The organism is Flavobacterium sp. FG68 (genome assembly GCF_057808895.1).
The window spans coordinates 1-14,288 of the sequence record NZ_JBMDIY010000038.1; the positions used below are offsets into that span (position 1 = coordinate 1).

The 14,288-nt window shown below is 33.7% G+C and carries 17 protein-coding genes; 13 read left to right on the forward strand and 4 right to left on the reverse strand.

Features of this window, described 5'->3' with window-relative positions; translation table 11 throughout:
- Window positions 1-403 precede the first annotated feature (403 nt).
- Entirely contained in the window at window positions 404-835 is a 432-nt protein-coding gene (locus tag ACODSB_RS20185; protein ID WP_053472501.1) for a tellurite resistance TerB family protein, read from the reverse strand.
- 170 nt (window positions 836-1,005) lie between these two features.
- Here ACODSB_RS20185 and ACODSB_RS20190 point away from each other — a divergent pair, with 170 nt between their 5' ends.
- From ACODSB_RS20190 to ACODSB_RS20210, 5 genes are all read left to right on the forward strand, one after another.
- Window positions 1,006-1,599, forward strand: coding sequence for a HupE/UreJ family protein (locus ACODSB_RS20190; RefSeq protein ID WP_053472502.1), 594 nt, complete (start codon window positions 1,006-1,008; stop codon window positions 1,597-1,599).
- A 5-nt stretch (window positions 1,600-1,604) separates the two neighbouring features.
- On the forward strand, window positions 1,605-2,036 hold the full coding sequence (locus ACODSB_RS20195; protein WP_073485382.1) for a deoxycytidylate deaminase: 432 nt from the start codon (window positions 1,605-1,607) through the stop codon (window positions 2,034-2,036).
- Complete coding sequence (locus ACODSB_RS20200) at window positions 2,036-3,613, forward strand: S41 family peptidase (protein WP_488938344.1); 1,578 nt, start codon at window positions 2,036-2,038, stop codon at window positions 3,611-3,613. Before ACODSB_RS20195 ends, ACODSB_RS20200 begins: the two co-directional genes overlap by 1 nt.
- Window positions 3,614-3,632: 19 nt before the next feature.
- Window positions 3,633-3,998 carry a nuclear transport factor 2 family protein gene (locus ACODSB_RS20205; RefSeq protein ID WP_488938345.1) on the forward strand — a complete coding sequence of 122 codons (366 nt, stop codon included), beginning with the start codon at window positions 3,633-3,635 and terminating at the stop codon, window positions 3,996-3,998.
- Window positions 3,999-4,089: 91 nt separating this feature from the next.
- A complete protein-coding gene (locus ACODSB_RS20210; RefSeq protein WP_053472506.1) occupies window positions 4,090-4,407 on the forward strand; it encodes a hypothetical protein in 318 nt (105 codons plus the stop codon).
- A 105-nt stretch (window positions 4,408-4,512) separates the two neighbouring features.
- Here ACODSB_RS20210 and ACODSB_RS20215 read toward each other — a convergent pair whose 3' ends face one another.
- The 3 genes from ACODSB_RS20215 to ACODSB_RS20225 form a co-directional block, all read right to left on the reverse strand.
- Complete coding sequence (locus ACODSB_RS20215) at window positions 4,513-5,118, reverse strand: FAD-dependent oxidoreductase (RefSeq protein WP_488938346.1); 606 nt, start codon at window positions 5,116-5,118, stop codon at window positions 4,513-4,515.
- A 3-nt stretch (window positions 5,119-5,121) separates the two neighbouring features.
- Window positions 5,122-5,322 (reverse strand): hypothetical protein, encoded by a 201-nt coding sequence (locus ACODSB_RS20220; protein ID WP_053472508.1) that lies wholly within the window; start codon window positions 5,320-5,322, stop codon window positions 5,122-5,124.
- 106 nt (window positions 5,323-5,428) lie between these two features.
- Window positions 5,429-6,007: a MarC family protein gene (locus ACODSB_RS20225; protein WP_053472509.1), complete on the reverse strand. Its 579-nt coding sequence runs from the start codon at window positions 6,005-6,007 to the stop codon at window positions 5,429-5,431.
- A gap of 319 nt (window positions 6,008-6,326) precedes the next feature.
- Between ACODSB_RS20225 and ACODSB_RS20230 the strand changes: the two genes are divergently transcribed.
- The 8 genes from ACODSB_RS20230 (at window position 6,327) to ACODSB_RS20265 (ending at window position 14,207) form a co-directional block, all read left to right on the forward strand.
- Window positions 6,327-6,896 carry a DUF3109 family protein gene (locus ACODSB_RS20230; protein ID WP_488938347.1) on the forward strand — a complete coding sequence of 190 codons (570 nt, stop codon included), beginning with the start codon at window positions 6,327-6,329 and terminating at the stop codon, window positions 6,894-6,896.
- Between the two features lie 337 nt (window positions 6,897-7,233).
- Window positions 7,234-8,211, forward strand: a complete 978-nt coding sequence (locus ACODSB_RS20235) for a ribonucleotide-diphosphate reductase subunit beta (protein ID WP_053472511.1) — start codon at window positions 7,234-7,236, stop codon at window positions 8,209-8,211.
- A gap of 266 nt (window positions 8,212-8,477) precedes the next feature.
- Window positions 8,478-10,871, forward strand: coding sequence for a ribonucleoside-diphosphate reductase subunit alpha (locus tag ACODSB_RS20240; RefSeq protein WP_256636181.1), 2,394 nt, complete (start codon window positions 8,478-8,480; stop codon window positions 10,869-10,871).
- A gap of 92 nt (window positions 10,872-10,963) precedes the next feature.
- Window positions 10,964-11,188, forward strand: coding sequence for a hypothetical protein (locus tag ACODSB_RS20245; protein ID WP_488938348.1), 225 nt, complete (start codon window positions 10,964-10,966; stop codon window positions 11,186-11,188).
- Between the two features lie 48 nt (window positions 11,189-11,236).
- On the forward strand, window positions 11,237-11,443 hold the full coding sequence (locus tag ACODSB_RS20250) for an addiction module protein (RefSeq protein ID WP_488938349.1): 207 nt from the start codon (window positions 11,237-11,239) through the stop codon (window positions 11,441-11,443).
- Window positions 11,444-11,743, forward strand: coding sequence for a type II toxin-antitoxin system RelE/ParE family toxin (locus ACODSB_RS20255; protein WP_488938350.1), 300 nt, complete (start codon window positions 11,444-11,446; stop codon window positions 11,741-11,743).
- A 360-nt stretch (window positions 11,744-12,103) separates the two neighbouring features.
- A complete protein-coding gene (locus ACODSB_RS20260; protein WP_488938351.1) occupies window positions 12,104-12,931 on the forward strand; it encodes a prephenate dehydratase in 828 nt (275 codons plus the stop codon).
- Window positions 12,932-13,061: 130 nt separating this feature from the next.
- The gene (locus ACODSB_RS20265) at window positions 13,062-14,207 is read left to right on the forward strand and encodes a pyridoxal phosphate-dependent aminotransferase (protein ID WP_488938352.1); all 1,146 of its coding nucleotides are present in this window, start codon (window positions 13,062-13,064) and stop codon (window positions 14,205-14,207) included.
- The last annotated feature ends 81 nt before the right edge of the window (window positions 14,208-14,288 follow it).

The following is a 14,288-nucleotide window of genomic DNA, read 5'->3' on the forward strand; positions in this document are numbered from 1 at the left end:
GGACTTTAGTCCAGTTGAATGAAGAGATATTTCGAAATTAAGCAAAACCAAATTTACATTTACAGGTTTGCTAAAAAACAAACCCGACAGATTTTCAAAATCTGTCGGGTTTAAAATTTTTCGCATTCTCATATATCAAACCGAACTAAAGTCCGACCCTACAATATAATTCGTTCCTTTGGAACTTTAAAAAGAGCCGGCTCGAGCCATATTGTAGGGCTGGACTTCAGTCCAGTTGAATGAAGAGATATTTCGAAATTAAGCAAAACCAAATTTGCATTTACAGGTTTGCTAAAAAACAAAACCCGACAGATTTTTTAAAATCCGTCGGGTTTATAATTTGATATAAGCATGAAGTTTCAGCACAAAATGTAAAATGTGACTGAAAACTGCAAACTAAATATTATTTGTTCATATTCTCCATTTCGAAAAGGAAAGTATCTAAATCAACTTTTTTGTCAATTAAAGACAATGCTTTTCTAATAATATAATTTACGTTTCCTGGAGTAAATCCTAAAGCTAATCCCATACGGGTTAACATTACTTCCTGCTGATCTCCTAAATGGTGATCAACATGAATCATCCTTCCCAAATCATACAAACGCTCTAATCGCTGCGAGTACAAGTACGGCGGATTTATTGGATATTTCAAAGGATTTTTAAGAATCTCAGTATATTCTTCTTCTGAAATCTCTAATCTTGAAGCTAATTTGTCCAAAAAGTCTTTTTCTTCTGGACTTACTTTTCCGTCAGCAAACGCTACACGCACAATTGCAGAGAAATGACCTCTGTTTCTTTGTTTGAATTCGTTATCAAATAATTCTGAAAATGGCATAATTAAAATAAGTTTTTATTGAGCAAAGATAAATCTTATTTTAATTTAACGATTTTAAATTTCTCATAAATTTAACTTATTTTTACTTATTGTTTTAAGAATCCGCATCGTAAATTCTTCAAAATAAATCGTAAGTTTACAACCCCTAATCATTTAATAGTATTACCCGTATGTCGCAATTTTGGATTTATTTTCAAATAGGATTAAAGCATGTATTAGATATCAACGCTTACGATCACGTTCTTTTTTTAATTGCATTAACTGTTCCGTATTCATTTAAAGACTGGAAACGTATATTGCTTTTGGTTTCCGTTTTTACAATTGGACACACCTTAGCTTTAATACTTTCTGTTTTCGGAATAATTGCCATAAAAGTAAATATCGTTGAATTTTTAATTCCTATTACGATTTTGATCACGGCATTGTACCATCTTTTTACTGCAGGAAAAGCAACTAAAAATGATGGCGTAAATGTGGTATTTTTTGTGACTTTGTTCTTTGGAATTATACACGGACTTGGATTCTCAAACTATTTTAAAACAATTTTAGGAGGATCGGCAAGTTCAAAATTATTGCCTTTAGGAGAATTTGCTTTAGGAATAGAAGCCGCACAGCTGGTAGTTGTATTTGTAGTTTTGGTAATATCCTATATTGTACAAACAGTATTTCGTTTTTCAAAACGCGATTGGGCACTGGTAATGTCAGCTTTTATTATTGGAGTTGTAATTCCCATGATTATTGAAAGTCCAATTTGGAACAGATAAAATAAATGGAAGTAAAAAAATTAAATAAATACGATAAAGCTTATTTGCGAATCGCGAAAGAATGGAGTTTATTATCTTACTGCAAGCGTAAACAAGTTGGAGCTATTATTGTAAAAGACAGAATGATCATTTCTGACGGCTATAACGGAACGCCATCGGGATTTGAAAATTGCTGCGAAGATGAAGACGGATTAACACGCTGGGATGTTTTGCACGCCGAGGCAAATGCAATCCTAAAAGTTGCCAGATCGACACAGTCTTGTGAAGGTGCAACCTTGTATATTACACTTTCGCCTTGCAAAGAATGCAGTAAATTAATACACCAATCCGGGATAAAAAGAGTAGTGTATCAAGATGGATACCGCGATGATTCGGGAATTCAGTTTTTAATAAAAGCAGGCATCGAAGTCGAACATATTCCTGTTTTAGAAGAATAATGAAATTTAATCCAAAATATCTGCCAATGATTATCGGGGCAACTCTTGCCATCGGAATCGTAATCGGAAGTTTAACAAACTCTTCCGCAGATGATCAGCTTTTGGCTAAAAATTACTCCAAAACCAAGCTGAATAAACTCATTGATTTTATCAATACCGAATATGTTGACAGCGTCAACACAGATTCGATTGTAAACCTTACAGTCGATAATATACTCTCAAAATTAGATCCGCATTCTGTTTATATTCCGCCAAGCGAACAAGCCGAAGTTGCCGAAAGCATGAAAGGGGATTTCGTGGGAATCGGAATCAATTTCTATATGTACAAAGATTCTGTTGCGATTATAAAACCAGTCGAAAACGGACCTTCTGCGAAAGCAGGATTAAAATCGGGCGACAGGATTTTATATGCCGGAAAAACCAAATTGTATGGCAGAAGATTACCGTCTGACAGTTTATTTTCTAAATTAAAAGGAATCAAAGGCTCTGAAATTGAATTGACTGTTTTTAGAAAATCAGAGCAAAAGAAACTGAAATTTAAAATTAAAAGAGATGTTATTCCGATAAAAAGTGTCGATGCTTCTTTATTAATTGGAAATAATACGGGTTACATCAAAATCAATCGTTTTGCCGAAACCACTTTTAATGAATTCAAAACCGGTTTAACGCGTTTAAAACAAAAAGGAATTCAGTCGCTTGTAATAGATCTTCGCGATAATGGCGGCGGTTATATGGAAGAAGCGATTGCAATTGCCGATGAATTTTTAAAAGACAAACAACTGATCGTTTTTACCAAAAATAAAAACGGAACAACTGAAAAAACATACGCGACAAAAGCCGGAAGTTTTGAAACCGGAAAAGTATATGTTTTAATTAACGAAAACAGTGCTTCTGCGAGTGAAATTCTGGCCGGAGCAATTCAGGACAGCGACCGCGGAACAATTGTTGGACGTCGTTCTTTCGGAAAAGGTTTAGTACAGCGCGAAATGGATTTTAACGATGGATCTGCTGTTCGTTTAACCGTTGCGAGATATTATACGCCAACCGGAAGATCCATTCAAAAACCGTATAAAAAAGGAAATGAAGAATATTTTAAAGAATCAGAATCAAGAATAAATTCTGGCGAATTGTACGCAAAAGACAGCATAAAAGTGGCTGATTCTTTAAAATTTAAAACACCAAAAGGTAAAATCGTTTACGGCGGCGGCGGAATCGTTCCGGATGTTTTTGTTCCGATGGAAGCAGAGCACGGGAACGAAAATGTGGCTTATTTGCTTCAAACGGGAATCGTGGGTCATTTTGTTTTTGAAGAATTAGATAAAAACCGAAATGCTTTTGCAGGACTTAAGTTTAATGAGTTTTTGGAGAAAATGAAAAGCTCGGATGCTTATTTCAAAAAGTTTAAAAACTATATTTTACTGACAGGTTTAGATCTTAAATTAGACAAAACCAAAGTATTGGTAAACCGATATATTACAGCTGAATTTGCCCGTCAGTTATATGGCGAAATGTATTATTATGATGTTATTTTAAAAGATGATGCCATGATTAAAACAATTTTGAATCCGAAGAAATAATCCTTAAAATTCTAATTTGATGGAAAAAGATCTAATTGTAAATGCCGAAATTGAACTTTTAACCGCAATTAAAAACGCCGATGTTTCTGTTTTAGAACAAATCCTTCACGACGATTTGCTTTTCAATTTACCAACTGGAGAAACCATCACAAAAGAATTTGATTTGAATTCCTATCGTTCAGGTAAAATGAAAATTGATTCTCTCGAAGCTTCAGACCAAATTATAAATATTATAGGTGATGCTGCTGTAGTTGCCGTTTCTGTTTCATTAAAAGGAACTTACGACAATAATCCCATTAATGGCATTTTGAAATACATAAGAATCTGGAAACAATTTGATGGTAATTTAAAAGTTATTGCCGGAAGCTGCGTTCAGCTGGCATAAATTTTGAAAGGAAACTTAATAGTAACATAAAACAAAACTTAGCGAACCCTGCATAAATATTAGCGTACTTCGCGGTTAAAAATCTCAAAACATGAAAAATCTAAAAAGAATAAGTTTCCTTGTCGTTTTAATGACTTTTGTAATCTCTTGTACAACTATGAAAAATGATAAAAATAGTGCTGTTTCAGGAAAAGTAGAATCAATAGAATCTGGAAAAGACGGTTACACGGCAAAAATTAATACCGACACAAAAGAAGTATATTTTGCAACAATCAGCATTGTAAATGTTGGCGGTCCGCAAAATTACAAACAACTAAAAATTGGAGATGTAGTGTCATTAAAAGGAGAAATCTGGAAAACAGACGACGAAAACCATATCAAAGTAACACAGATCGTTTCGGTAAAGTAGCCTAACATAAAATATTTTTTTAAACCATATAAGTTATATAAGTTCATTTAATTTTTATACGCAAAGTATAATATGAACTTATATAACTTATATGGTTTAATAATTTTATCGAATGCTGTCGTGCGAATGAGTCTGTGTTCCGTTATTCCATAAAGTTAGAATATCTGTAGCAACAGCAGCGCCGCTTCCCGCAGCAATCGCCAGTTGGCTTCTCCATCCTGCTAAAGTTCCAATAACATAAATGCCGTCATCAACTTTATGATCTTCGTTTTTAAGCTGAATACGCTGTTTTTCCGGAAGTGCTTTTTTATGCGGTTCAATATATTGTGTCAAACCTTCAATATCAAAAGTATTGGCAGAACCAATTCCCACAACGATACTTTTTGTTTGATAAGAGTTTTTGTTCGTAATAACAGTAAACAAAGGAAAAGAACCTTCCACTTTAATTACTTTTTCATTTGCAATCTGTTCGATATGCGGATAAGATGCTGCTAAATCCTGCGTACTTTCTTCCAGTAATTCAGAACCTAATTTGCCTGGCGTAATGCCATAAGCATTGTAGAAAATCGCCTCTTGTAAAGAAGAGTTTTTCTGATGTGTAAAAATTCCGATTTTTTTGTCGGTAGCAAAAGCTTTGTTTTTAGCAGATCCCAAAACTAAGGCACAAGACATGCCTGATACACCCCCGCCGATAATTAAAACGTCAAACATATATTATCGACCGTTTGTTTTTTCTTCAATTCTTTTTGAAATTCTAAAAATCAAAAGAATCAACACGGCGCAAAATGAAGCTGCGATTCCAATAAAAGCTACCATACTGTCTCCTTGAAAAGGATTTGTAAAGTCTAATAGCGTAATATTAAACACAATTAAAGCTAATGCTAAAAGCACTAAGATTGAAGTGAAGATTTTCATATTGGTTGTTTTGTTTGTATAAAAATATCAAAGTAAAACTCTAATAAAAAATGCCTTAAAGTTGTATTTTATAAATTTAATGGGGGTAAAAGTATAAAAATAAATCTTAGACAAACAAACCTTTAACATTAGCAGCGAATAATTTAACAGCAATTGCTAAAAGTATCACTCCAAATGTCTTGCGGACCACGCCAAGTCCGTTTTCTCCTAGTAAATTTTCGATTTTTTTAGAAGATTTCAAAACAACATAAACCAATATAATATTAAGTAAAATGGCAATGATTATATTAATAGTATGAAACTGAGATCGAAGAGAAAGTAAAGTAGTCATAGTTCCCGCTCCGGCGATTAATGGAAATGCCAATGGCACAATAGAGGCAGAGCCCGGCTCTTCGTCACGATAAATACGGATTCCTAAAATCATTTCTAAAGCCAGGAAAAACAATACAAAAGAACCGGCAACAGCAAATGAATGAACATCAATACCAATAAGGTTTAATAATCCTTCTCCAACAAAAAGAAAAACAATCATAATCATTCCCGCAACAATCGAAGCTTTCTCGGATTCAATGTGTCCAACCTTTGCTCTTAAGTTCACGATAATTGGAATTGAACCTACAATATCAATTACGGCAAAAAGTACCATGCTTACTGTAATGATTTCTTTGAAGTCTATATCTAACATATCGCTTTGATTTTAAGGGTTTAAAAAACTGCTGCAAAAGTAGTTAATAAAGTTAGGTGTTTTTTCGGTACAATTCACTTTTGTTATAAAAACATGGTTTTGTGGTTAAAAAAGTGATATTTGTAACAATTGTTGTTTTTGCCGCAGAGTATCGCAAAGTTTCCTCGCAAAGATTCACAAGCTAAAATTGCGAAAAGAGTAAAAACTGAATTATTCTTTGCGAATCTTTGTGAAAGCCTTTGTGAATCTTTGCGGTAAATTTTTTATCCGTTTTCTTTGACTATCTTTGCACTTTATAAATTTAGCGTATTTTATTATCATGTTTCAGTTAGGGAAAACTATTGTTTCAGAGGACATTCTGGAAAAAGAATTTGTATGCAATTTGTCAGCTTGTAAAGGGGCCTGTTGTGTTGATGGAGATGCGGGCGCGCCTTTGAATGAAGCAGAAACTAAAATCTTAGAAGAAATTTATCCAAAAGTGAAACCTTTTTTAAGAAAAGAAGGAATTGCTGCAATCGAAGCACAGGGAAGCTGGGTTAAAGGAACCGACGGTGATCTTGAAACGCCGCTTATCGATAATAAAGATTGTGCTTATGTTATTTTTGATGGAAAAACTGCGCTTTGCGGAATCGAGCAAGCTTATAATGAAGGAATCGTAGATTGGAAAAAACCGGTTTCCTGCCATTTATATCCAATTCGTGTAAAAGACTTCACAGAATTTGCAGCGGTAAATTATGACAAATGGGATATTTGTGATGATGCCTGCTCTTTAGGAAAAGAATTAGAAGTTCCCGTATATAAATTTGTGAAAGAAGCCCTGATTCGTCGTTTTGGCGAAGACTGGTATTTAGAACTTGAAAAGGTAGCTCAGGAACTTAAAAATTCTTAAAAATTAAAGTGTAAAAAATACCTTTTTGAGAAGGCCTGTTTTGACTCAAAAAAATAAAGTTTTGACTCAAAAAAAACTTTTCAAAACAATTTAAAATTTCTTGCTTTTTATATTTAAAAGTCTATATTCTACGGGGCTTCAAGGTATAATTGATGTGTTTAATGTGTTCATTTACAGTAATTTAATTATTGTATGAAAAATGTTTCAAATTTAGGCCGTTGTTAAAAACTACATCAAATTGTGAATAAGTTTGGCTTTCATTTTTGGCGTGAAATGACAATCTTTGTAGTCTACTGAATTAGTAAAGTTTCAGTATAAAAATTTAACAAAATTTGTCATGTCACAAGTAGAGCCAATCTTACAAGAAAATAAAAATCGTTTCGTTATTTTTCCTATCAAACATCATGATATTTGGGAATGGTATAAAAAAATGGAGGCTAGTTTCTGGACTGCTGAAGAAATCGATTTGCACCAGGACTTGACAGATTGGAATAATAAACTTAATGATGACGAAAGATATTTCATTAAACACATTTTAGCATTCTTTGCTGCTTCTGACGGAATCGTAAATGAAAACCTTGCTGAGAACTTTGTAAACGAAGTTCAATATGCTGAGGCAAAATTTTTCTACGGATTTCAAATCATGATGGAGAATATTCATAGTGAGACCTATTCACTATTAATAGATACTTATGTAAAAGATGAAGCAGAAAAAGCAGAATTGTTTAATGCTTTAGAAGTTTTTCCTGCAATTGCTAAAAAAGCAGAATGGGCTTTAAAATGGATCGAGTCTGATTCATTTGCAGAAAGACTTATTGCTTTTGCTGCTGTTGAAGGAATCTTTTTCTCAGGTGCTTTCTGTTCAATTTATTGGTTGAAAAAACGTGGTTTAATGCCAGGTTTAACTTTCTCTAATGAGTTGATTTCTCGTGACGAAGGCGTACATTGTGATTTTGCAGTTCACTTGCATAATCACCATTTGGTAAACAAAGTACCAAAAGACAGAATCAAAGAAATTATTGTTGATGCACTGGATATCGAAAGACAGTTTGTAACAGAATCTCTTCCGGTAAGTTTAATTGGAATGAATGCAGGTTTAATGACACAGTACCTGGAGTTCGTCGCAGATAGACTTTTGGTTGAATTAGGTTGCGAGCGTGTATACGGATCAGCAAATCCATTCGATTTCATGGACATGATTTCTCTTCAGGGAAAAACTAATTTCTTTGAAAAACGTGTTGCCGAGTATCAAAAATCTGGCGTTATGAACACAGACAGCGATGCTCAAAAAATTTCATTTGACGCAGATTTTTAGAACAACAGCATTTTTTTAATTCGGGATAATTTTATCTAAAGCCCGGATTAATTTTTACAGAACATTTTAGGTTAAATCTCTATCACCCAAATCGGAGATTTAATAGCAATTTTAACGGCTTTTCGGTTTGATATTCAAATTGGGAAAGGACAACTATTGAGAATCCTGTAATTCTCGAAAAATAATTTAAAAACACGCAATGTTTAAGGACTGGAATTCGTTTTCTAGTTACTTTCATTTATTCAATAACTTTAAAAAGTAAGCTTATGTATGTAGTAAAAAGAGATGGACACAGAGAGCCTGTAATGTTTGACAAGATTACAGAAAGAATCAAAAAATTGTGTTACGGCCTGAATGAGCTTGTAGATCCGGTTAAGGTAGCAATGAGAGTTATCGAAGGATTGTATGATGGAGTTTCTACTTCTGAATTGGATAATCTTGCGGCAGAAACTGCGGCATCTATGACTATTGCACATCCAGATTATGCACAATTAGCAGCTCGTGTGGCGATTTCTAATTTACATTCAAATACAAAAAAATCTTTCTCAGAAACGATGAAAGATATGTATCACTACGTAAATCCAAGAAATGGTCAGGATGCGCCATTAATTGCTGATGACGTATTTAAGGTGATTCAGGAAAATGCTGCTTTTTTAGATTCTCATATCATTTATACAAGAGATTTTAATTACGATTACTTTGGTTTCAAAACCTTAGAGCGTTCTTATCTTCTTAAAATCAACGGAAAAATCGTAGAAAGACCACAACATATGTTGATGCGTGTTTCTGTTGGTATTCACTTAGACGATTTAAAATCAGTAATTGAAACTTACGATTTAATGTCTAAAAAGTTCTTTACGCACGCAACGCCAACGTTGTTCAATGCAGGAACTCCAAAGCCTCAAATGTCTTCTTGTTTCCTTTTGGCAATGCAGGATGATAGTATTGATGGTATTTATGATACATTAAAACAAACAGCAAAAATTTCGCAGTCAGCGGGAGGAATTGGACTTTCTATTCATAACGTTCGTGCAACAGGATCTTACATTCGTGGTACAAACGGAACTTCAAACGGAATTGTTCCAATGTTGAGAGTATTTAACGATACAGCTCGTTATGTAGATCAAGGTGGTGGAAAACGTAAAGGAAGTTTTGCGATTTATATCGAAACATGGCATGCTGATATCTTTGATTTCTTAGATTTAAAGAAAAACACAGGAAAAGAAGAAATGCGTGCGAGAGATTTATTCTTCGCCATGTGGACTTCAGATTTATTCATGAAACGTGTTCAGGAAGATTCAACTTGGACTTTAATGTGTCCTAACGAATGTCCGGGATTATATGATGTTTACGGAGATGAATTCGAAGCATTATATACAGATTATGAATTTAGAGGAAAAGGAAGAAAAACAATCCGCGCTCGTGAATTATGGGAAAAAATCCTTGAATCACAAATCGAAACCGGAACACCATATATGTTGTACAAAGATGCAGCAAACCGTAAATCGAACCACAAGAATTTAGGAACAATTCGTTCTTCTAACTTGTGTACAGAGATTATGGAGTTTACTTCTAAAGATGAAATTGCAGTTTGTAACTTAGCTTCTATTTCGTTACCAATGTTTATTGAAAACGGAAAATTCGATCACGAAGCACTTTACAACGTTACAAAACGTGTAACTCGTAACCTGAACAAAGTAATCGACAGAAACTATTACCCAGTAAAAGAAGCAGAAAACTCAAACATGCGCCACCGTCCGGTTGGTTTAGGTGTACAAGGTTTAGCAGATGCTTTTATTATGCTGCGTTTACCGTTTACAAGTGACGAAGCTAAAAAATTAAACCAGGAGATTTTCGAAACATTATATTTTGCTGCTGTAACCGCTTCTATGGAAATGGCAAAAGAAGAAGGGCCATATTCAACATTTGAAGGTTCTCCAATGTCTAAAGGAGAATTCCAATACAATATGTGGGGAATGAAAGATGAAGAATTATCAGGACGTTGGGACTGGGCTTCATTAAGAAAAGAAGTGGTAGAACACGGAGTTCGTAACTCATTGTTAGTGGCGCCAATGCCAACTGCTTCAACTTCTCAAATTCTAGGAAACAACGAAGCTTTTGAACCATATACATCAAACATTTACACACGTCGTGTATTGTCTGGAGAGTTCATCGTAGTAAACAAGCATTTACTAGAAGATTTAGTAAAATTAGGTTTGTGGAACGAAACGTTGAAGCAAGAAATTATGCGTCATAACGGATCTGTTCAAAATATTGATGTTATTCCGCAAGATTTAAAAGAATTATACAAAACAGTATGGGAAATGTCGATGAAAGATATTATCGATATGTCTCGTCAAAGAGGATATTTCATTGACCAGTCTCAATCGCTAAACCTGTTCATGCAGGATGCAAACTATTCTAAATTGACTTCAATGCACTTTTATGCTTGGCAGTCTGGTTTAAAAACAGGAATGTATTACCTAAGAACAAAAGCGGCTGTAGATGCGATTAAATTCACATTAAACAACGATAAAAAAGAAGAAACAGCTCCATCATTAGTTGCTGAAACTGAAGCAATCAGCGTTGAGGATTATAAAGCAATGCTTTTAAAAGCACAAGCCGCAGATCCTGAAGATTGTGAAATGTGTGGATCTTAATAATTTTAGATTGTAGATCTGAGATTTTAGATTTTTAATTATATGAAAAGCAGTTATTGTAATGATAGCTGCTTTTTTAATATAAAGATTTTATGGCAAAAGTAATAATGGAAAGTTGGAGATATGGATTGCAGGTGGTATGTCTCACTAAATTGCAATATGAAAAGCTTAGTTTGTCTTTACTTGAATCTAAAAGAAATGCTGATATGCTTTTAGAAGATCAGATAATAATTTTAGAAATTGAAGATGAAAATGTGGCTAGGGAATTTTTTGAAGAGGCGGATAGATTTGGTGTAAATTGTAGACTTTTAAGTTAATTAATTTGATTAAATTTGTAACATTATAATACTAGAAATACGGATAATATGCAAATCAAAAATCTATCTAAGTATAGTAATGCTGAAAAAATTGTTTTAGCAGAGCAGTTGTGGGACAGTGTTTCTAAAGAAGATTTGGAAATTTCTGATGAAGTAAAAAGAGAACTGGACATTCGTATTCAAAATTTAGAAGAAGGAAAAACAGAATTGTATACTTGGGATGAGGTTAAAGCTCATTTAAAATCTTTGCGATAAGTGTATAAACTTCATTTTGTAAAAGAGGCTTTATTTGATATCGAAGATATTGTTCTTTGGTATGAAGAACAAAGAATTGGGCTTTCTTATGATTTTGAACTTTGTTTGGAAGCAGGAATTGATTCTATTTCAAGAAATCCTGATTTATTTCAAAAGAAGTATAAAAATATAAGAATGCATTTTATTTCAAGATTTCCTTATGGAATTCATTATCGAGTAGAAAAAGATCAAATATCTGTAATTGGTATTTTTCACACTTCTCGTTCTCCTAAAAATTGGTCTAAAAGATTAGCACTGTAAAAAACTCAGAGTCTTAGCAACTCAGCATCTTAGTCCCTTAGAAAAACCCAATTGTAAATATCTCATTTTAAGCCCATATTTTTATATTATCATACAAATCAGCTTAAATTTGTTAAGAAATCCCTTTTTGTTTCATAAAATGCAATATTTTTTTTGGTGCAGTAAAAATAATTTATACATTCGCAGAGAATTTACAAAATAACACAAACAAAATGGCAACTAACCGTTTTTATTTTAGCAACAGTTTTTATTTCTTCTTTAGTAGAAGTCAGGATTGTGCTATGGTTATTTGAGAAAAATTTTAAGACAAATAAAACTAATATACAATCCTGATGCAAATCAGGATTTTTTTTTGACTATATGACAGCTAAAATTGCAATACAAGGTATTAAAGGATCTTTTCATCATCAGGTTGTAAAGGAGTATTTCTCTGAAAATGTGGATATTGATGAATGTTTGTCTTTTGAAGAATTGATTGACAGCCTTATTGCCGGAAAATCTGATCAGGCAGTTATGGCGATCGAAAATTCGATTGCGGGGCCAATTATCCCGAATTATGCTTTGATTGACAAGAATAATTTGCACATAATTGGAGAGCATTATTTAAATATTCAGCAGAATTTAATGGCGTTGAAAGGTCAGAAAATTGAAGATATAAAAGAAGTTCATTCACATCCAATGGCGCTTTTACAGTGTATGGATTTCCTGAAACAATATCCAAATATCAAATTGATCGAGGATAAAGATACAGCCGAAACAGCTAGAAGAATTCAGGAAAAACAGTTAAGAGGAATTGCTGCAATTGCAAGTGTAACAGCTTCTGAAATGTACGATTTGGATATTATTGCATCATCAATTCAAACGATAAAAAACAATATGACACGTTTCGTAATCATTAAAAAGCAAAATTCATTTTTGCCTGAAAGCGAAATCAACAGAGCCTCAATCAAATTTGAATTAGATCACAAAAGAGGAAGCTTGGCAGCAGTTTTAAATGTTATGAGTGACTGCAAGTTGAATTTAACAAAAATCCAGTCGCTTCCAAAAATTGAAACACCTTGGAAATATTCATTCTTCGTAGACGTGACATTTGAGAAATACGAAGATTTTGCAAAAGCCAAAGCGTTATTAAACATTATGGCAGAGTATTTTAAAGTATTAGGAGAATATAAAAATACAAGACCTTAAAAAGGAAATTCCAATTTTTTTAAATTCCAAATTCCAAAGAGTTGAAATAATAAATTGCCAGGCTGAGCGAAGTCGAAGCCCACAAAGTTAGAAAGTTAAAAAAGAGCCTAAAGCCTAAAGCAATAAAAAAATGATTACAACAGCAAAAAGATTAGATACAGTTGAAGAGTACTACTTCTCATCAAAATTGAGAGAAGTTCGTCAACTAATGTCTGAAGGAAAATCGATCATCAATATGGGAATCGGAAGCCCTGATTTGAGTCCGTCAAAAGCAGTAATTGAAGCAGTCGCTGCCGCAATTCAAGACGAAAACGGACATGGTTATCAAAGCTATCAGGGATTACCGGAAATGAGGCAGGCGATGGCAGATTTTTATAAAGATCAGTTTGGTGTTGAGTTGAACCCGAATAATGAGATTTTACCATTAATGGGTTCAAAAGAAGGAATTATGCACATTTCATTAGCATTTTTAAATGAAGGAGATCACGTTTTAATTCCAAATCCAGGTTATCCAACTTATACTTCGGTAACTAATTTAGTTCAGGCAGTTCCGGTTTATTATGATTTAAAAGAAGAAAATGGATGGGAACCGGATTTTGAAGCTCTTGAAAAATTAGATCTTTCGAAAGTAAAAATTATGTGGCTTGGATATCCGCACATGCCGACAGGAGCAAGAGGAAGTTTAGCGTTATTTGAAAAACTGGTAGCATTTGCTAAAAAACACAATGTATTATTGATCAACGACAATCCGTATAGTTTTGTTTTGAATGATAACCCAATGAGTCTATTGCAGGTTGAAGGTGCAAAAGAGGTGGCTTTAGAATTGAATTCATTAAGTAAAACATTCAACATGGCTGGCTGGAGAGTAGGAATGGTTTTAGGAAATCCCGAAATTATTGACGCAGTTCTAAAAGTAAAAAGCAACATGGACAGCGGAATGTTCTACGGAATTCAAAAAGGTGCAATCGCCGCTTTAAAATGTGATAAATCATGGTTCGAAGATCAAAACAAAATTTACAGACGCCGAAGAGAATTAACAGAAAAACTGGCAGAAAAATTAGGCTGTAAAGTGTATAAAGAAGGAGTTGGGCTTTTTGTCTGGGCAAAATTGCCGGAAGGAATAGCATCAGCAGAGAAGTTCATTGACGAAATATTATACGAGAAACATATTTTCATTACACCGGGAACAATCTTCGGAAGCAATGGTGAAGGATATATCAGATTCTCATTGTGTGTGAAAGAAGAAAAAGTACAAGAAGCGATTGATCGATTTTGAAAATTTTAGATATCAGATTTTAGATTTTAGATTGTCAGGCTGAGCGAAGTCGAAGCCCACGTTCCAATTGGAAAGCCCTTC